Raw genomic sequence first — 18,287 nt, 5'->3', positions numbered from 1 at the left:
AGGACAGGCCCACCGTAGTGGGCTGTGACAGTAGGAGGCACCATGGCAGGCGAGACCATAATTACGGTCGTCGGTAATCTCACCAGCGATCCCGAACTTCGTTTCACCCCGTCCGGCTCGGCGGTGGCTAATTTCACCATCGCGTCGACGCCGCGGACCTTCGACCGTCAGACCAACGAGTGGAAGGACGGCGAAACGCTGTTCCTTCGCGCGTCGGTGTGGCGTGAAGCGGCCGAGAACGTTGCGGAGACCCTGACGAAGGGTACCCGCGTCGTAGCTCAGGGCCGGCTCAAGTCACGTTCGTACGACACCAAAGAAGGCGAAAAGCGCACTGTCATGGAACTTGAGGTGGACGAGGTCGGTCCATCCCTGCGCTATGCATCAGCGAAGGTCACCCGCACCCAGCGCTCCGGCGGTGGCGGCGGAGGCAACTTCGGCGGCAACAGCGGCGGCGGCAACAACTCCAACTCAGGTTGGGGCGGCGGCCAGCAGGGCGGTCAGCAGGCTCAGCAGCCAGCTGATGACCCGTGGGGCGCACCCGCAGGGGGCAACTCTTCCGGAGGTAACTCTTCCGGGTGGGGCAACGGTCCGGACTCGTCCGAACCTCCCTTCTAACCCTTCTTTACCCGGCAGGCCCGCCCGTTTCGGTAGCGGCCACCCGCCAAGTAGTTCCCATCCCGCAGAATCGTTCTGCGGGCTCCACCAGACATAAGGAGCACCACGATGGCTAAGGCTGAACTTCGTAAGCCCAAACCAAAGTCCAATCCCCTGAAGGCCGCTGACGTTACCGTCATCGACTACAAGGACGTAGCGTTGCTGCGTAAGTTCATTTCCGACCGCGGAAAGATCCGTGCCCGCCGCGTCACCGGTGTCACCGTGCAGGAGCAGCGCAAAATTGCGCAGGCAATCAAGAATGCCCGTGAAGTTGCCCTCCTGCCGTACTCCGGCGCAGGCCGCGGTTAAGGAAAGGAACCCAACCCAATGGCAAAGCTCATTCTGACCCATGAAGTAACCGGTCTTGGTGCTGCAGGCGACATTGTCGAGGTAAAGAACGGTTACGCACGTAACTTTCTTCTGCCCCGCGGTTTCGCTCTCACCTGGACCAAGGGCGGCGAAAAGCAGGTCGAGTCGATCAAGGCTGCCCGCGTTGCCCGCGAGCACTCAACGCTCGAAGACGCGCAGAAGCAGGCAGCTGCTCTCTCCGCCAAGCCGGTCACGCTGACCGTCAAGGCTGGAGAGTCCGGGCGTCTGTTCGGCACTGTCAAGGCCGAGGATGTCGCAAAGGCTGTCGAGGCCGCAGGTCTCGGCACCATCGACAAGCGCAAGGTCGAACTGCCCGCCCACATCAAGTCGGTCGGCGCCTACCAGGCGAACGTCCGCCTGCACGATGACGTTGCAGCAGTAATTGATCTGAACGTTGTCGCCAACTAATTCACTGCTGTTCACTCAGCACCACTAGCTGGTAGCACAGAACGACTAGAGGGGCTCCCGCTGATCGCGGGGGCCCTTTTTGTCGTTATCGGGCGGTAGCGCGGGCTGATCGGTGAGATGCAACGCGAACGCCTGACTTGCCATCAACGCCTGCACCCGGTCAAGGGTGCTGAGCCTGGGATCGCTCATGGCCCTCTGGTTGGCCCGCAGCGCCTCCCGTGCGGCGTAAGTGCCCTCCTGGACGCCCGGCGCCCCGACAGGGCGTTGCGTCGTTTCCTGTGCGCCCACGGCGGGCGGGGGTGGATCCGGAACGGGCGCCGGACCGCTGACCTGGCTGGTCTCGTTGACCGGTAGCGGCCCGGGGGGTGAAAAGTCAGGGGCCGGACGGAGGTCTCGGGCCGGACGGAGAGGACGCGGTGGAAGCGGTGGAGTATCGAGAGTGGATGGCTGGGTCCGCCGGTCCCGGCGGGTGATGTAGCTGATCGCTCCGCCTGCCGCAAGGGTGGTGGCCAGGACGACCACAGTGATCACCAGCAGTTCCACGTTCCTGTCCTCCGCACCGGTCGGGTCTGTTGAGCCAGTATCCCACCACGTCGTCGAGGCGCCCGCCTGTGCACCCGTCCGATGGTGTCTGCCCCTGGTCCGGACGCGTTCAACCGCCGACGACCTACCCACGAAAGGTATTCCGTTGCTGGAATATGAAGTAAGGGAACCGCCGACGGGAGCCTGTTCAGGGTGCGCTGCGGGCTATATAGGCCGGTCCCAGCGGGAAAACACATGTGTCCTGGCACACATAGAGAGGGCCGAAAGCTGTGGATAGCTGGTGAATAACCCGGTCCTGTACGGCCTTTGAGAGCATCTGTCAACACGCAAGTAGAGCATGAATGTTGTATCCAGGAACATTTACTCCACAGCCCATAACGAATGTTTGCGCAGGTCAGAGCCCTATTCGGTGAATAACTATTTTGTTATCCACACCCTTGTCCCCATCCTGTGCACAAGACACGCCGCGTTATCCACAGTCAATCCACAGGACCTGTGGATTGCTCGCTTGGCAGGATGGTGCTTCGGCACTACCGTTGCGGAGTATCCCAGAGGCCAAACTGTCCGCACTAGGTGATAAAAATCAGTCATCAGGCCGGATACGACCACTGACGGACAATCTGTCTGCAGCTGGTTCCCGGGGTAGGTTACCTAGAAAAGAGAGTGCAGCGGTGTCCCTCACGCAGATTGATTCCAAGGAGGACACCCGGTCCCCGGAGTTCACACGAACCCCGCCGCAGGACCTGGTTGCCGAACAATCAGTCCTGGGCGGCATGATGCTGTCCAAGGATGCGATCGCCGACTGCGTCGAGGTGTTGCGGGGTGTGGACTTCTACCGCCCCGCCCACGAGAGCATTTACGAAGCCGTGATCGACCTCTATGGTCGGGGCGAGCCAGCTGACGCCGTCACCGTGTCCGACGAACTCACCAAACGCGGCGAGATCTCGCGTATCGGAGGGCCAGCCTACCTCCACACGCTGATCCAGTCGGTGCCCACAGCGGCCAACGCCGGATTCTACGCAGAGATTGTCCGTGAACGGGCAGTACTGCGACGCCTGGTCAACGCAGGCACCAAGATCGTCCAGCTCGGCTATTCCAACGACGGCGAGGTCGATGACATAGTCAACGCCGCGCAGGCCGAGGTCTACGCCGTGGCCGAGCGTCGCAGTGCTGAAGACTACGTCGCGCTGAAAGACATCATCGAGAGCACCGTCGATGAGATTGAGTCAGCCGGGCACCGCGGTGAAGGCATGACAGGGGTCCCGACGGGCTTCTTTGAACTGGACGAGCTCACGCAGGGGCTTCACGGCGGGCAGATGATCGTCGTCGCGGCACGTCCCGCCATGGGTAAGTCGACCTTCGCCCTGGACTGGGCACGCTCCGCGGCGATCAAGCACAACATGACCACCGTCTTTTTCTCCCTCGAAATGGGTCGCAACGAGATCGCAATGCGCCTCCTTTCCGCCGAGGCGACGATTGGGCTGCAGGATCTCCGCAAGGGCACCATCAAGGATGAGCAGTGGGGGAAGATTGCCACCACGATGGGGCGGATGAATGATGCGCCGCTGTTCATCGACGACAGCCCCAACATGTCGCTGATGGAAATCCGCGCGAAATGTCGGCGGCTGAAGCAGCGCCATGACCTGAAGCTGGTCGTCCTGGACTATCTGCAGCTGATGTCTTCGGGTAAGCGTGTGGAGTCCCGCCAGCAGGAGGTCTCCGAGTTCTCCCGTGCCCTGAAGCTCCTCGCGAAGGAACTGAACGTGCCCGTGGTGGCACTGTCGCAGCTGAACCGTGGTTCCGAGCAGCGCACCGACAAGCGGCCAATGGTCTCTGACCTCCGAGAGAGCGGGTCGATCGAGCAGGACGCGGACATGGTGATCCTGCTGCACCGCGACGACGTGTACGACAAGGAGTCACCGCGCGCCGGTGAAGCGGACGTGATCGTCGCCAAGCACCGTAACGGGCCCACGAAGACCATCGTTGTCGGGTTCCAGGGCCACTACTCGCGGTTCAATAACATGGCAGTGGATGGTGGTGGTGGTTTCTAGCGGCGCCGTGACGATGGCCCGCTAGACCCGGCCGCCCGTCACCGGGCCGCGGGGGGTCCACTCCCCGCCCAGCGCCCGTTCCACCTCGTCCGCTCGCTGCTGGAGGTGGGCCGCTACCGCATCCGGATAGGTTTCCTCCTGGACGGCGGACACGACCCGTTCCAGCTGTTCCCGGATGGCAGGCCGGTGCTCCGCGGCGGCATGCCAGGCGACCTCCTGCAGCAGGCTGAGCACCCGGTCCAGCACCGCCGGGTCGGCGCTCCCATACAGCACCGGCTGGTCGAGGGTGATATTCAGGAACGCGGCGAAGTCCGGCCGGTGCAGAATCACCCGGACCAGGCCGTCGTCGTCGTGCAGCACGCGCGGCCCGAGATCCCGCTGGGTAAGGTCACACAGCAGGGCTGAGGTGTGGCCGAGGACGTGGATTGCGGTCGTCGGGTCATTGATACCCGGTGACAACGCCTTGGCCGCCACATCGATGAGCTGCCGGAATCCGAAGGCGACATCCTGGACGGCAGTCCGCTCGAACCCGCAGGTGAACGCGCTGGCGACGTCATCGCGGAACTCCTGAACCGCTTCCGGCTCCATACTGGGCTCCCCGCTGCGCACCCACCCGGCCGCGGCGGGAATGCCCTGGACCAGTGACGAGCCAACCTGGGTATCGACCCTGATGATCGCCCGATGCTTGACCGCCGCCGCGAGGAGGGTTTCCTCGTCAATCCCGGTGAGGAACCCCGAGCGTGGCGCGCCAATCCATACCGCAGCGTCGGGGGCCACCGGGAGCACCGGGGCCTGTGAGCCCCGCTCATCCGGGTACACCCGCCGAATGGTTCCGCTGGTTTCCTGGTGGACCTTGCGCATGATCGTTTCAGCCCTGATCTCGCGTGCCAGATGCGCCAGGAAGAACACAAGGCCGATGATGCTGGCGATAGCGAGCAGGAACGCCAGTGTCACGGCGAGGTGGGGCACGAAGGGTTCGTCACCGTCGTCGCCGGACCGTACTGTCCGCAGTACCGTGAGGGCGTACGCGAACGTGCCGAGGAACAGGGCGAGGGTTGCATGAACCACCCGGTCGCCGGCAAAGGTGCGCAGCAGACGGGGGGAGAACTGGCTGCTGGCCAGCTGGAGGGTGACAACGGTCAGGGAGAAGGTCAACGAGGTTGCGGTGATCAGCGAACCGGCCGTCGCCTCCAGGATGGCCCGTCCGGCGTCGGGTCCGCCGTTGATGAGGAAGTAGGAGATGGTCGACGGCATCTCGGAGCCGATCGCTGCGTCGACGGTGGGAATCCAGACCCCCAGCCCTATGGCGACCAGGACGGCGAAAACCGGCAGGGGCCACAGTTGCGTGCGGAGCGCATCGCCCGCGGTCCGAAATCTGCCCCGCAATTGGCCGACCGGCCCTGAAGTTCGGGTCATGGGCTGCACGGCTCCTTGCTGGCGTGGACGGGATACCTGCACAGCGTAAACCAGGCGGTTCCCTCAGCCCGAACTGCCACACCAGGAGGATCAGGCGGTGCCGCGGATCTCCGCCCGGCGTGCCAGCACCAGTTCCCTGACCGCCTCGTCCGGAAGGGTGTGTTCCGGGGTGAACCGGACGGTGCCCTTGGAGAGGGCAAAGCCGTCCAGTGTGGCACGCAGCCGGTCAATGACGGCTGGCGAGAACGGATGGACCGACAGGTGCCTGGCGCTCACGGTGAAGCCGATGAGTGGTTTGCCGTCAACCTTCAGCACCGGCATGCCGTAACTGGTCCCGGCCACCGCTTCGGGCGCCGCATCACGGGCGACGGCCACGATCCGCTGCAGGCAGGTGCGCTGAGGGTTCTTGATCGCTGCGAGAGCCTCATCAACTGAATCCATTCCCCGGCCGTCCGTCCTGCTACCCGCCAGCGACCGATTGCACGATCATCACCTCGGCGCCGGGTGGGACCGGCGTCGACAGGCCCTCCAGCCGGCGCACGTCCTCCCCGTCCACATACACGTTGACGTACCGGCGCAGAGCCCCGGTCTCATCCCTGATCCGCCGGGCGAACACCGGATACCCCTGGTGCAGGTCGTCGAGGAGTTGGGCCAGCGGGACCGCCGACGGGGTGGGCACCGGAACCGTGGCCCGGTCGCCAATCAGCGGTCGCAGGAGGGTGGGGATCAGGACGGTCACCTCGCTGGTCGGGGTCGCCATCCTAGGCGCCGACGACGGCGGCCGCACGGACGCACAGCACGTCCGGCAAGTGGGAGGCCACCTCGCTGAACGAGCCACCCTCATCGTTGCTCGCATAGACGGTGCCCCCGCGGGTGCCGAAGTACACGCCCACCGGCTCCAGCGTGTCGACCCCGGCGGCGTCCCGCAGGACGGCGTTGTACTCGTTGTCGGGCAGCCCCCGGTCCTGACGGGTCCAGGAGGACCCGGCATCGTCAGTGCGGTGGACCGCGAGCTTCGCCTCCGGCGGGATCCGCTCCCCATCGGCCTTCAACGGGATCACCCAGGCCGTGCCACTGCGGCGCGGGTGGGTGAGCATCACGAACCCGAAGTCTGCGGGCAGCCCGTCAGCGATCGACTCCCAGGTCTCACCGCTGTCATCGGAGCGGTACACCCCGTGATGGTTCTGCGCGTACAGCCGGTTCGGTTCAACTGCGTCCCGGGCGATCTTGTGGACGCATTGGCCAAATTCCGGGTTGGGGTCCGGCATGAAGTAGGCCGAGATTCCCTTGTTCCGGGGGGCCCAGGACGCGCCGCCGTCGTCGGAGCGGTATACCCCACCGGTGCTCATGGCCACGTGGACCGTGTCGCTGACGGGGCTCGGGATCACCGAGTGCGCTGCGGCACCGCCGAACCCGGCGCCCCATTCGGAACGGTGCGGGTGGTCCCAGAGGCCGCGGTTCAATTCGAAGTGTTCACCGTAGTCGGTCGACTTCCACACCGAGATGGGTTCGCAGCCGGCCCAGACGACTCCGGGGCGGTCGGCGGAGTCCGGTTGGAGCTGCCAGATCCGCCCGACCGCTGTGTCATCGGATCCGTCAAACTTGATGGCACCCTGCTCGGGTTCGGACCAGGTGGCCCCCAGGTCGTCGGAGTAGACCACTGTTGGACCCCAGTGGTAGGAGAGCACTCCCACGAGGATACGGGTCCGGTCCTCGCGGGTGTCGATGCCGACGCTGGCGACCTCCTGCATGAGGAAGTGCGGCTCGGACAGTGTCCAGGATTGGCGGTCAGTGCTGGTGGCGAGCCACAGGCCCTTCTTGGTGCCGATAGCCATCAGTGTTGTGGTCATGGGGTCCTCGGTTCAGTGGGTAACTGATGTGAACACTGTAAACAATGGCACAGCCGCGGTGCCCTGTACATAGCTTCCCTGCGGCCGCGGCCATGCCTTTGTTTCGGTATCGGGTGGACCGGTCAGGGACCCGTCAGCGCACCGACCTCCGCTCATAGATGCTCATGGACCAGGCGTAGCCGATGGCGATAATCACCACGCACCAGCCCAGTGACACCCACAGGTTCCAGCCCGGGTCGGTGCCGAACAGCAGGCCGCGGAGGGCCTCGATGAGGGGAGTGAACGGCTGGTACTGGGCAAACCACTGCAGCCATTCGGGCATCGATGCTGTCGGGACGAACCCGCTCCCCAGGAACGGCAGGAGGGTCAACAGCAACGGCCAGTTGCTCGCCGTTTCGACCGATTTCGCCTGGATTCCCATGGCCACGCCCAGCCAGCTGATCGCATAGCAGGTCAGGGCAATGAGGCCGAGGGCGGAAAGCCACCCGGGCAGGTCTGCCGTCGGACGGAAACCGATGAGCAGGCCGACGCCGAAGACGAGGACGACGGCGATCAGGCCCACGATCGTGTTTCCCAGCACATGCCCGGCGAGGACTGCGGACCGCGAGATGGCCATGGTCCGGAACCGGGCGGTGATCCCCTCCGTCATATCCATCGCCGCGGTGATGGCGACCCCACCGGCACTGCTCGCGACAGTGACCATCAGGATTCCTGGCAGGACGTAGGAGACGTAGGCCTCGCGGCCGCCACCGGCGTCGACGCCGGGAAGGCCCGCCCCGAGGGTGCCACCGAACACGTGCACGATGAACAGGAGGGCGACCACGGGGCCGAGGATGGTGAACAGGGACAGCCCGGGGTAGCGGACCATGTGGAGCAGGTTGCGGCGCAGCAGGGTGATCGCATCTGCCACGGCGTGGGATGGCCGTTTCGCGCCCGGGCGGACCGGTGACGCGGCGGTGGTGGTCATGGGAGGGTTCCTTTCGTCTCGACCCGGCCAGTGAGGGCGAAGAACACGTCATCGAGGTCGGGGGTGTGGATGCTGAGGTGGTCAACGGGAAGGTTCGCCGCGTCGAGGCGGTTCAGGAGCGCACGGAGGGCGGCGGGTTCGCCCTGGCTCGGCACTGTGAGGGAAAGCCCCGACTCATCGCTCTCCGACTCCTGCAACAGCTGCGCGGCGGACCCCAAAGTAGCGGCGTCGGCGAAACGGAGCCGGACGTGACCGCCGGGCACCAGCCGTTTGAGCTCGTCCGGTGTTCCCTCGGCCACGATCCGGCCGCCGTCGAGAACCGCAATCCGGTCGGCAAGCCGGTCCGCCTCTTCCAGATGCTGGGTGGTGAGCAGCACTGTGGTGCCCTCGGCGACCAGGTTCCGCACCATGTCCCACATAGTGTGGCGGCTCCGCGGATCCAGGCCGCTGGTTGGTTCGTCGAGGAAAATCACGCTTGGCGTCGCGACCAGGGTCATCGCAAGGTCGAGCCGCCGTCGCATCCCACCGGAGTAGGTGGACAGGCGGTTTCGTGCCGATTCAGCCAGGTCGAACTGCTCCAGGAGCTCAGCCACTCGTGTTCGTGAGCGTTTCGCCCCGAGGTGCCTGAGGCGGGCCATTAGGTAAAGATTTTCCTCGCCCGTCAGCAGGTCATCGACCGCCGAGAACTGCCCGGTCAGGCCGATCGCGGCGCGAACACCGTCGGGATCCCCGGCGACGTCGCAGCCGGCCACCGAGGCGGTACCGGCGTCGGCGTGGATCAGTGTCGAGAGGATGTGGATCGTGGTGGTTTTGCCCGCCCCGTTCTGGCCGAGCAGTGCGGTGACTGTTCCGGTGCCGACACCGAGGTCGACGCCGTCGAGCACCATTTTGTCGCCGTAGGACTTACGGAGTCCCTCAAGGCTGATTGCTGTCGAATGCATGTCAGGTTCCTTATCAGGTGTGCCCGGCTGGCGCGCCGCTACCGGGTCCGGTGGATGGAGATGTTGCCGCCCTGGGTGCGCGCACGGACGGCGACGGTTTGCTCGGACGGCGCCGGGGCCCTGTCGCCGTCGAGCTCGTTGCGGATGTGGCCGACTTTGGATGACAGGTCCAGCCAGGCCGCAACTCCTGGACGGATCCCGATGGTGACCTGGCCGTACCCGCTCTCAACGGCGATGGATCCGCTTCCTACGTCGGGAAGCGTGATGCTGCCATAGGCGGTTTTGGCCGTCACTGATGCGAGGGCCCTGCCGACTTCAAAGTCGCCGTAGGAGAGTTTCGCCTCTAGGTCGCCGCCCGCTTCCCCGACGGAGATGGCACCGTGGGAGGCTTTGAGGATTGACTCCCCGCCGATGGCGCCGACCCGGATCTGGCCGTGGTCAGCGGTGATTTCGGCACCGCCGCCGACGGATCCGGCGGTCGCGTTGCCGTGCCCGGCGCGCAACCACAGTTCGCCGGTGGCGTCGATGTCCACTGGCCCCATCAAGTTCTTGATCCGGGTGGCGCCCAGCCGGCCGACGGTGCGTACCCCGCCGGTCGCCACCCTGGCGGTCAGCCGGGAGCCGGTGGGCAACTCGATCAGCAGGTCGACCGACTCGGTGGGTCCGATCATGTTGAATCGGGGCTTCGGACCGGTGACGGTGAGCCGTGTGCCGTCGAAGTCGACGGTGGTCGCCTCGACCCCCCGGCGGTCGACGGCCCGGTCCGGGTTGGTGGGTGACACAGTGACCACGGTGTCGGAACGGTCGCTGGCGATGACGTCCAGAGCACCGACCTGCAGGTTGACGGCGAGGTCGATGGCGGTGGGGGTGGTGTAAGTAGGCATGCTGAAGTACTCCCCTGGTAGGCGTGGTGGATTATCCCCGCGGGTCCGCGGGGCGGATTAAGTTGTGGGGCGGGCGCTGGCTAGCGCGCCCATCCCGCGAAGTTGTCGCCGGAGCGCAGCGCGCGCTGGGCGGAGCGTCGTTGCTTCGGTTGGAGCGCAGAGGCCACCGCGCGGACCAGCCAGGTGTTGACGGACATGCCGTCGGCTGCGGCCGCGTCGTCCACCCGCGCTTTCAGGGCGTCGGGGAGGCGCAGGGTGGTCCTGGTGGTGCTTGCGTCGTCCTGGTCCACGGTCACGGCAGTCGGTTCGTCGGCATCGGCGTCGGTTGCTGACGGGGTCACGACAAACTCGACCTCGCGCCCCCTCAGCCGGAGGTCAACCGAACCGGGGGCGAGATCGCGGGTGATCTCTCCGGCCGCGGCCGACAGAACGTCAAGGAGGACAATCCGGGTGGCGGCGTCCAGTCCGGCGGCAAGGCGTTCGGCGGCGGCGCGGGTATCTTCGGAGCCGCCTTCCGACGCATCCACCAACTGGCGTTGCAGGTCACTGACGTATCGTCCCAATTCCATAACACCAGAGTGACACCATAGTGGTGTCATGTCAAGCAAAAGTGGTGTCACCTTCAGAAAGTTCGGGAAGGCCGCCGGTAGGCTGGGACGATGGCCATCTACATCGACCCCCCACTGTGGCCGGCCCACGGGACCGAGTTCTCCCACCTGATCTCCGACACCTCACTCACCGAACTCCACTCCTTTGCCGCCGCTGCCGGCATTGCCGAGCGGGCATTCGACGGCGATCACTATGACGTCCCCGTCCGCCGCTACCGGAAACTGGTGGCGCTGGGGGCGACAGAGGTGGACTGCGGAACCCTGACGCGGATCCTGATTGCCAGCGGGCTGCGCATCCCGGCTCGGCAGCGGACGCCGCGCCTGCGGCGGGCACTGCTTGCGCGCTGGGCGGCGCTGGCGCCCCGGAGCCCGGAGCTCGGCGAGTCCCTGGTCAACCGATGGTCCGAGGCTCATCGCCGCTATCACACCCCGTCCCATCTCCTGGACGTCCTGGAGGCGCTCGATGCGATCTTCCAGCCCGACGACGACGGGTCCCTTCGCCGCCAGGTGCGCCTCGCGGCTTGGTTCCATGACGCCGTGTACGAGGGTATGGCTGGAGAGGATGAGCGCGCGTCCGCTGCGCTCGCCGAGGAGTGGCTGACTGGCCTCCTGCCCGCAGCCGAGGTGTCGGAGGTGGTGCGCCTGGTGCTCCTGACGGCGTCGCATGACCCGGCCCCGGGTGATCGGGCGGGTGAGCTGTTGTGTGATGCCGACCTGGCGGTACTCGGCCGGTCGGCGCAGGGCTACGAGCGGTATGTCGCGGCGGTGCGACAGGAGTACGCCCATGTGTCCGATGCGGACTTCGCGGTAGGCAGGGACGACGTCGTGCGCAGGCTCCTCGCCATGAACCAGCTGTTCCGTACCGTCCCAGCCCGGCGGCTGTGGCAGGAAGCCGCCCTGGCGAATTTGACGGGTGAACTGCGGTCCTGAACCAGTGCAGTGGACTCCGTGACAGACTTGTAGACAGTGTTCACTTGCAGTCATCCGAGGTAAGGCCAATGATCCAGTGACCGAGCAGTCCAGTCCGCGCACCACCTACCGGCATGGCGACCTTCGCCGGGCGCTGATCGACGCGGGTACCGGTCTGGCACGCGAGGGCGGGCCGGATGCGGTCGTCCTCAGGGAAGTCACCCGTCGCGCCGGGGTCACCCCGAACGCCGCCTACCGCCACTTCACCGACAAGGGTGCGCTGCTCTGGGCGGTCTCGCTTGCCGCCCAGTCGAGGCTGGCGGCGGCCATGGAAGATGAGCTGTCAGCGATCGATGACGGCGCCCGCCAGGATGACGCGGCGATGGCCCGGGCCAGACTCCGCGCCGTGGGGGCGGGATACCTTCGCTTCGCCCAAACCGAGCCCGGGTTGTTCAGGACCGCGTTCGCCAACCACGTTGATCTGCGGGACGCGGCAACCGGGGATTCCGCGGGGCCGCACGGCCGGACTCCCTTCCAGCTCCTGTCCGACGCCCTGGATGCGCTGGTCGACGCCGGGGTGCTGCCAGTGGACCGGCGGGCGGGAGCCGAATTCGTGGCCTGGTCATCCGTCCACGGACTCGCAATGCTGGTGATCGACGGCCCGTTGCGCGGACTGGACCCGGATCAGCGGTTGGTGGCTGCGCAGCGGCTGCTGGAGATGGTCGAGAAGGGGATCTAGTCCCGTTTGTGGCCGGTGTTATCACCCATGTGGTTGGACGGTCGGTCCATCCACTCCGGGCGATTCGTGTACCCCTGGGTGGGGCGCTGACGGGTGATTTCATCCGGGTCGTCGCTGCCGTAGGTCCGGGTGGTGGTGAGCTGTCTCCGGCGGATCACGTAGCCGCTGGCGAGGAGGGTGATCGCCGTCGCAATCAGGACGGCGCCGATGGCGAGGTTCAGGCCGGCGCCGGAGGGGACCGCCTCGTTGAGGGCTGCCGCGCGTGCGAAGTCCGAAATACCCTGCGGGATGAAGAGGGTGCTCAGGAAAAACGCGACGAGACCGCCGATGTAGAACCAGACTTCTTTTTTCATGTGGACTCCCTGTCCGACGGTGGTGCCTCACTCTTCAGCGTAGCCGACACCGACGCTCGAGCCGCTGGCGGGGGTCAGGCGGCGGCGCGCAGACTGTCCAGGGCAAGGCATAGGGTGGCCTTGTGAGCACCACCCTTCCCGATACCCGTGAACTGAGCCGGCGCATCCTGCACCTTGCCGTGCCCGCCCTGGGTGCACTGATCGCTGAGCCACTTTTCCTGCTGGCCGACTCTGCCATCGTGGGTCATCTTGGAGTGGAGGAACTGGCTGGTGTGGGGCTGGCCTCCACGGTGCTGCACACCGCCGTCGGCCTGATGGTGTTCCTTGCCTACTCCACCACTCCGGCCGTGGCACGGTTCCTGGGGGCCGGCAGGCTTCAGGATGCGGTGGCGGCCGGCCGGGACGGTATTGGCCTGGCTCTCGTGCTGGGTGTCCTTCTTTCCACCCTGGGCTGGATCCTCGCCCCCGGCTTGTCCTCGCTGATGGGGGCCCAAGGGCAGGTGCACGACTTCGCTGTCGACTATCTGCGCTACTCAATGCCGGGCCTGACGGCGATGCTGGTGGTGCTCGCAGCAACCGGCGTGCTCCGGGGTCTGCAGGACACCAAGACCCCGCTGCTGGTGGCCGGTATCGGCTTTGCCGTGAATATCGGATTGAACTTCCTGCTGGTCTACGGGCTGGGTCTCTCGGTTGCCGGATCCGCGCTGGGAACCAGCATCACCCAGTGGGGGATGGCGGCGGTCTACCTGACGATCGTCTATCGCCTGTCCCGAACGAACCACGTTCCCCTTCGGCTGTCCTGGCACGGACTGCGGGCCACGGCGCGGGTCGGTTCCTGGCTGATGCTTCGCACGATGAGCCTGCGGATCGCGATCCTGGCAACGGTATATGTCGCGACGGCGCAGGGCTCGGTCTCCCTCGCGGCCCACCAGTTGGTGATGACCATCTTCATCTTCCTCGCGTTTGCCCTTGACGCGCTCGCCATCGCCGCACAGGCTCTGATCGGCAAGGAGCTCGGTGCCGGTGACAAGCCGCTGGCGCATGCGCTGACCCGGCGGATGATCCTGTGGGGGCTGGGGTTCGGCGTCATCACCGGCGGAGTCCTGGCGCTGGCGGCACCGTTTGTTGGCTGGATCTTCACCACCGACCAGTCGGTGCAGGCTGCGCTCGCCGCAGGCCTGTTTGTCCTCGCAGCCTCGCAACCGATCTGCGGGCTGGTATTTGTGCTCGACGGGGTTCTCATCGGTGCTGGCGACGCGCGGTACCTGGCGATCGCCGGAGTTGTGAATCTGCTGCTGTATGTGCCCCTGCTGGTCTGGGTGTTCACTGCCGGTCTGTCCGGCCCGGCTGGCATCGTCTGGCTGTGGCTGGCGTTTGGCGTCGGTTACATGGCGGCGCGCGCCGGGACGCTCGCGTGGCGGGTGCGGAACGATCGCTGGATGGTCACCGGCGCGAGCTAGGGGGCGTCGGCCCGGAGGGGGTACCGAAGCATCCCTGGGAGCCGGGGCGGGGATAAACTGGAGTGTCCGGGACTGAACTGATCAGCCCTACGTCGAACCGGAGGTCTGCGCATGGGTGCCGCACAGCACGATGTTACGGCTCAGTCGCCGAGCCAACCGCGCGAGCAGGCCGCAGCCGTGTGGCAGCCCCTCCTGTTCCGCGCCGTGGTGTCGGCCGCGTTCGGCGCGCTGACGATCTTCTGGGTGCAGCCCTCAGTCCATGTGATGTCGGTGGCCGGCGGGGTGTACCTGTTGGCGCTCGCCGTCTCGGCCGCCTGGCTGGAGCGCGCAATTGGATTGCGGTCCAGCGGGGACCGGTGGCTTGTCTCCATCGCGCCAGGGTTCCTGGCTGTCGGCGCCTTCCTCAACCTGTGGATCCACACGGATGCCATGTTCGCCCAGGCGGGAGCCCTCGTGCTGGTGATTGCTGGCTCCGCGGAGCTGTACGTCGGCCTGAGGCAGCGCCGTACCAACGTTGTCGCCAAGGATCTCATCGTGGTCGGCACGGTGACCCTGGCATCCGGGGCGCTGCTGCCGATTTTCCAGGGTGCTGGCGCCCATGCACTGCTCGGAGTGGCAGGAGGCGGGGCGGTGATCACCGCCGTCGTCCTCGCGATTGCATCGCTGGGATACCGGCATGACGTGCGTCACCCGGCCCCGGCGGGTGCCGTCCACCCCGTAAACTAGGACCGGCAGTCTTTCTACCCCTCGTAGAAAAATCAGCCGCAATTTCCCAAGGAGTAACAGTGTCCAAATCCAGTAGGGGCGTCAAAGGCCCGCTCATTTTCTCTGCCGCCCTCGCGGCGGTCGCGGGAGTCGTGGCCATGATCGTCTCCACCGGTGGGGGCACCAGGGAGTTGCGGGTGGATCTCGGGCTTACGGCGGCGGGGATCGCTTTCATTGCCGCCCTCGTGGTCTGCGCGATGCTGATGATGACTGAAAAGCCGAATGCCGATCACCTGGGCAAGGGCACCGGCATCAACCGCTCGTCGGCGAAGATTCCCGGGGGTGCCGGCAATGTCGACAAGGACGGACAGCCCAAAGGGACGCCGCGCGGCGGTCCGGACAGCACCACCGAGAACTGACCCGCCAACGGTTTCCTTCTTGTTCAGTAGGCAATAGCGACCCGCCCGCTGCGCCAGGTCTACACTTTCAGCTGGAGAGACAACCCCAGCAGGGAAGAGGCGCAGCATGATTCCGGAGATCAATATTTGGGCGGTACTTGTTGCCACCCTCTCCACCATGGTAGTGGGCACCGTCTGGTACACGCCCAAGGTATTCGGCAACTACTGGATGCGGGTTGCGAAAGTCGATGTCAGCGGCGATTCGAAGGACGCCATTCGGCCCATCCTCATCACCCTGGTGGTCAGCCTGATCAGCGCTTGGGTTCTGGCTGGCGGCGCCGCGATTGCCCAGGACTTCTATGGCGGAAACTTCCTGCTCAATACCCTGATTACCGCAGTGATTCTGTGGGCAGGGTTCACTGCGTCCCGTTTCATTACCCACGACGCGTTCGAGGGACGCCCCGCCGGGCTGACCGTCCTGAACTGTGCACACGAGCTAGTGACCTACCTGGTGATGGCGCTCATCATTGGGCTGTTCGGCATCAGCGGCGCCTAGCGCGGCAGCCTATCCCGTAACCGCCTTACGGGCCCGATACGCTTTGACGTGGGTGCGGTTGGCGCAGTTCCCGGTGTCGCAGAAACGCTTGGAGCGGTTGCGGCTCAGATCCAGGACCACGGCGCTGCAGTCCTCGGCTGCGCAGATCCGCAGTCGGTCCATTTCGTGGGTCCGGATGACGTCGATCAGTGCCATCGCCGCCTCGGTGGCCATCCGGTCTTCCAGTGGCGCCTCGGGGCCGGTGGCGTGGAGGTGCCAGTCCCAGTGGTCGTGACGGACCAGTCGGGGAAGGGCCTTGGCGTCGCTGAGCATCCGGTTGATGCGGGCCACGGCGTCGTTCTCGGACGACGTCCAGACCTCTTCCAGCTCCGCGCGCAGACGCCGTACCGCACTCAGCTCGTCACCGGTCCGCGCCCGCGAACCTGAAAAGTCCTGCTCGGCGAGGAACTGGTCCAGATCCGCCAGGGTGGTCAGCTGGTCGGGGTCTTCCTTCCCGGTGTTGATGAGGGCCGCCGCGGAGATCAACGCAATCTCCGTGTCATTGGCAAAGGCCATGTTGACTCCTGACATTGTTCGGGTCTACTGTCACTACCATAATCATAGTTTGGTCATGACACTAACGGGTTCGGCGGAGGTTCGGGATGAAGAATGGTGCAGCGGCGGGCCTGTGGTTCGCGATCATCTCGGCGGCAGCCTTCGGCGTGTCCGGACCGTTTGCCAAGTCCCTCCTGGAGATCGGCTGGAGCCCGGGCGCCGCGGTGGGTGTTCGGATCGGCGGTGCCGCCCTTGTTCTGCTGATCCCGGTGCTCTTTGCTCTGCGCGGGCGGTGGACGGCACTGCGCGGCAGTTCGCTGACCCTGATCATCTACGGGGTCACGGCAATTGCGCTCTGCCAGTTCTTCTACTTCAGCGCTGTCCAACGGATGTCGGTGGGGGTGTCCCTCCTGCTGGAGTACCTTGCACCGGTACTGATCGTGGGCTGGCTGTGGGCGCGCAGCCGCAAAGCGCCACGCCGCCTCACCGCTGCCGGCTCGGTGACGGCGATGCTCGGTCTGCTTTTGGTGTTGGATCTGACCGCCGATGAGCGGCTGGACCCGATCGGTGTTCTCTTTGGACTCGCGGCCGCGGTCTGCCTCGCGGTGTTCTTCCTGATGTCAGCCCGGGCCGACGACGGGCTGCCCCCGCTGGTCATGGCAGGTGGTGGCATGGTGGTCGGTGCGGTCGCCATCGGCTTGATGGGGCTGGTCGGCATCATGCCGTTCGCCTTCGAGTTCCGCGACGTGACCCTGGCTGGGTGGGAGACCAGCTGGCTGGTGCCGGTGCTGGGCCTCGTGCTGATTTCTACAGTGGTTTCCTACTTCACCGGCATCCTGGCCGCCCGCCAGCTAGGGTCCAAGGTGGCCTCCTTTGTGGGTCTCACCGAGGTGATGTTTGCGGTGCTTGCGTCCTGGCTCATGCTCGGCGAACTGCCCGGCCCCATCCAGCTCCTCGGTGGGCTGTTGATTGTCGGGGGAGTGGTGATGGTGCGGGTTGATGAATTGCGGGCACCAGCGGACGGCAATCCGCCGCTTGACCGGGCCAACGACGTCGAGCCGGTCCCCCTGCCCTGACCCCACCGAACCAGGTCCTGCTACCACTATGCTGGAGCCCACAGGGAGGTGGGCGGGTGCTGGATCACCGGCAGGGACAGCGATCGGTGGCCTTCCTGCTGGGCAAACCACCCAGGGCGGGCACGCTGCTCCCCGAGGTCATGGCGTTGTTGAACGCCGCCGACGTGGACACGGCCGTTCACCTGCCCCATGACCAGCCGGAGCTACCCGACTGGGTGGCGGGCGCCCATCTGGTGGTCCACCGCGGCCTCAAATGGTCAGCCCTGCGCTCTGTGGCGCAGCTCGCTGAGGCCAGGGTTCCCTGCTGCAACCCGCCCGCCGCCGTAGCACTGACCCGTAAACGGCCCGCCCTGATGGCGCTCCTAAGCCAGGCCGGCCTCCCGGTCCCGCTGACAGTGGCGGTGAGCGACTGGCAGGAAGCACGGGCCGCGGCAACCACCCTGAGCGTGATCAAAACGGCGGAGGGAGGCGACGGACGTGGTGAAAATGTTCTGGCCGGGACCAGGGGCGATCTGCCGGGCGCCCCGCCCTTCCCGGGACCGTACGTTGTCCAGCCCTTCATCGCCAACGACGGGTGGGACCGAAAGCTCTATGTCGCCGGCGCGCGGGTGAGGTCTCTGCTGAAACCCTCGCCGCTGGCGCACGGCCACGTCACCGGGGGTGCGCCGATTGCTGTCGACGACGCCCTGTCCCGGCTGGCAGGGCGCGTCGCCGACGTTACCGGTCTGGAGATCTTCGGTGTCGACTTCCTGATGGGGGAGGCCGGCCCCGTGATCGTCGACGTCAACCCGTTCCCCGGCTTCCGTGGGGTGGGGGAAGGTCCGGCCATGATCACCGAACACCTGCTGGCACGGCTCGACTGAGCG

General features: G+C 65.9%; 23 protein-coding genes. 12 read left to right on the top strand and 11 right to left on the bottom strand.

Annotated elements, in window-relative coordinates; all coding sequences use genetic code 11:
* The first annotated feature begins 42 nt into the window (after positions 1–42).
* The 3 genes from HMI57_RS04865 (at position 43) to rplI (ending at position 1,431) form a co-directional block, all read left to right on the top strand.
* On the top strand, positions 43–615 hold the full coding sequence (locus HMI57_RS04865; RefSeq protein WP_171584819.1) for a single-stranded DNA-binding protein: 573 nt from the start codon (positions 43–45) through the stop codon (positions 613–615).
* 108 nt (positions 616–723) lie between these two features.
* Positions 724–963, top strand: coding sequence for a 30S ribosomal protein S18 (gene rpsR / locus HMI57_RS04860; protein WP_005273147.1), 240 nt, complete (start codon positions 724–726; stop codon positions 961–963).
* Positions 964–981: 18 nt separating this feature from the next.
* Complete coding sequence (rplI, locus tag HMI57_RS04855) at positions 982–1,431, top strand: 50S ribosomal protein L9 (protein WP_171584818.1); 450 nt, start codon at positions 982–984, stop codon at positions 1,429–1,431.
* 45 nt (positions 1,432–1,476) lie between these two features.
* On the opposite strand, the gene HMI57_RS04850 is transcribed toward rplI, so the two are convergent.
* On the bottom strand, positions 1,477–1,974 hold the full coding sequence (locus tag HMI57_RS04850) for a hypothetical protein (protein ID WP_171584817.1): 498 nt from the start codon (positions 1,972–1,974) through the stop codon (positions 1,477–1,479).
* 671 nt (positions 1,975–2,645) lie between these two features.
* Between HMI57_RS04850 and dnaB the strand changes: the two genes are divergently transcribed.
* Positions 2,646–4,025, top strand: a complete 1,380-nt coding sequence (gene dnaB, locus HMI57_RS04845) for a replicative DNA helicase (protein ID WP_171584816.1) — start codon at positions 2,646–2,648, stop codon at positions 4,023–4,025.
* A gap of 21 nt (positions 4,026–4,046) precedes the next feature.
* Here the strand turns inward: dnaB and HMI57_RS04840 are convergent, their stop codons facing one another.
* From HMI57_RS04840 to HMI57_RS04805, 8 genes are all read right to left on the bottom strand, one after another.
* Positions 4,047–5,441 carry a DUF2254 domain-containing protein gene (locus tag HMI57_RS04840; RefSeq protein ID WP_171584815.1) on the bottom strand — a complete coding sequence of 465 codons (1,395 nt, stop codon included), beginning with the start codon at positions 5,439–5,441 and terminating at the stop codon, positions 4,047–4,049.
* Between the two features lie 90 nt (positions 5,442–5,531).
* Positions 5,532–5,882 carry a DUF1801 domain-containing protein gene (locus HMI57_RS04835; RefSeq protein WP_171584814.1) on the bottom strand — a complete coding sequence of 117 codons (351 nt, stop codon included), beginning with the start codon at positions 5,880–5,882 and terminating at the stop codon, positions 5,532–5,534.
* A 19-nt stretch (positions 5,883–5,901) separates the two neighbouring features.
* Positions 5,902–6,201: a MoaD/ThiS family protein gene (locus HMI57_RS04830; protein ID WP_171584813.1), complete on the bottom strand. Its 300-nt coding sequence runs from the start codon at positions 6,199–6,201 to the stop codon at positions 5,902–5,904.
* A gap of 1 nt (position 6,202) precedes the next feature.
* Positions 6,203–7,291, bottom strand: a complete 1,089-nt coding sequence (locus HMI57_RS04825) for an exo-alpha-sialidase (protein WP_171584812.1) — start codon at positions 7,289–7,291, stop codon at positions 6,203–6,205.
* Between the two features lie 133 nt (positions 7,292–7,424).
* On the bottom strand, positions 7,425–8,258 hold the full coding sequence (locus HMI57_RS04820) for an ABC transporter permease (protein ID WP_171584811.1): 834 nt from the start codon (positions 8,256–8,258) through the stop codon (positions 7,425–7,427).
* Entirely contained in the window at positions 8,255–9,199 is a 945-nt protein-coding gene (locus HMI57_RS04815; protein WP_171584810.1) for an ATP-binding cassette domain-containing protein, read from the bottom strand. Before HMI57_RS04815 ends, HMI57_RS04820 begins: the two co-directional genes overlap by 4 nt.
* Before the next feature lie 38 nt (positions 9,200–9,237).
* Positions 9,238–10,083 carry a DUF4097 family beta strand repeat-containing protein gene (locus HMI57_RS04810; RefSeq protein WP_171584809.1) on the bottom strand — a complete coding sequence of 282 codons (846 nt, stop codon included), beginning with the start codon at positions 10,081–10,083 and terminating at the stop codon, positions 9,238–9,240.
* 80 nt (positions 10,084–10,163) lie between these two features.
* Entirely contained in the window at positions 10,164–10,652 is a 489-nt protein-coding gene (locus HMI57_RS04805; RefSeq protein ID WP_171584808.1) for a histidine kinase, read from the bottom strand.
* Between the two features lie 90 nt (positions 10,653–10,742).
* On the opposite strand from HMI57_RS04805, the gene HMI57_RS04800 reads away from it, so the two are divergent.
* Positions 10,743–11,621 (top strand): DUF4031 domain-containing protein, encoded by an 879-nt coding sequence (locus HMI57_RS04800; RefSeq protein ID WP_171584807.1) that lies wholly within the window; start codon positions 10,743–10,745, stop codon positions 11,619–11,621.
* A 76-nt stretch (positions 11,622–11,697) separates the two neighbouring features.
* The gene (locus tag HMI57_RS04795) at positions 11,698–12,339 is read left to right on the top strand and encodes a WHG domain-containing protein (RefSeq protein WP_171584806.1); all 642 of its coding nucleotides are present in this window, start codon (positions 11,698–11,700) and stop codon (positions 12,337–12,339) included.
* On the opposite strand, the gene HMI57_RS04790 is transcribed toward HMI57_RS04795, so the two are convergent.
* Positions 12,336–12,692: a hypothetical protein gene (locus HMI57_RS04790; protein ID WP_171584805.1), complete on the bottom strand. Its 357-nt coding sequence runs from the start codon at positions 12,690–12,692 to the stop codon at positions 12,336–12,338. The two genes, HMI57_RS04795 and HMI57_RS04790, sit on opposite strands and share 4 nt — an antisense overlap.
* Positions 12,693–12,814: 122 nt before the next feature.
* On the opposite strand from HMI57_RS04790, the gene HMI57_RS04785 reads away from it, so the two are divergent.
* From HMI57_RS04785 to HMI57_RS04770, 4 genes are all read left to right on the top strand, one after another.
* Entirely contained in the window at positions 12,815–14,152 is a 1,338-nt protein-coding gene (locus HMI57_RS04785) for an MATE family efflux transporter (RefSeq protein WP_171584804.1), read from the top strand.
* Positions 14,153–14,263: 111 nt separating this feature from the next.
* The gene (locus HMI57_RS04780) at positions 14,264–14,878 is read left to right on the top strand and encodes a hypothetical protein (protein ID WP_171584803.1); all 615 of its coding nucleotides are present in this window, start codon (positions 14,264–14,266) and stop codon (positions 14,876–14,878) included.
* Between the two features lie 59 nt (positions 14,879–14,937).
* The gene (locus HMI57_RS04775; protein ID WP_205207778.1) at positions 14,938–15,276 is read left to right on the top strand and encodes a hypothetical protein; all 339 of its coding nucleotides are present in this window, start codon (positions 14,938–14,940) and stop codon (positions 15,274–15,276) included.
* Positions 15,277–15,382: 106 nt separating this feature from the next.
* Positions 15,383–15,811 (top strand): DUF1761 domain-containing protein, encoded by a 429-nt coding sequence (locus HMI57_RS04770; RefSeq protein WP_171584802.1) that lies wholly within the window; start codon positions 15,383–15,385, stop codon positions 15,809–15,811.
* Between the two features lie 9 nt (positions 15,812–15,820).
* On the opposite strand, the gene HMI57_RS04765 is transcribed toward HMI57_RS04770, so the two are convergent.
* Entirely contained in the window at positions 15,821–16,366 is a 546-nt protein-coding gene (locus HMI57_RS04765) for a CGNR zinc finger domain-containing protein (protein WP_171584801.1), read from the bottom strand.
* Between the two features lie 86 nt (positions 16,367–16,452).
* Here HMI57_RS04765 and HMI57_RS04760 point away from each other — a divergent pair, with 86 nt between their 5' ends.
* Both HMI57_RS04760 and HMI57_RS04755 read left to right on the top strand, forming a co-directional pair.
* A complete protein-coding gene (locus HMI57_RS04760) occupies positions 16,453–17,421 on the top strand; it encodes an EamA family transporter (RefSeq protein ID WP_171584800.1) in 969 nt (322 codons plus the stop codon).
* Between the two features lie 56 nt (positions 17,422–17,477).
* The gene (locus HMI57_RS04755) at positions 17,478–18,284 is read left to right on the top strand and encodes a hypothetical protein (RefSeq protein ID WP_171584799.1); all 807 of its coding nucleotides are present in this window, start codon (positions 17,478–17,480) and stop codon (positions 18,282–18,284) included.
* Positions 18,285–18,287: the final 3 nt, after the last annotated feature.

This window comes from Arthrobacter sp. 260 (genome assembly GCF_013116745.1).
GTDB lineage: Bacteria > Actinomycetota > Actinomycetes > Actinomycetales > Micrococcaceae > Arthrobacter_D.
This window is presented reverse-complemented; position numbering and strand designations above follow the sequence as displayed.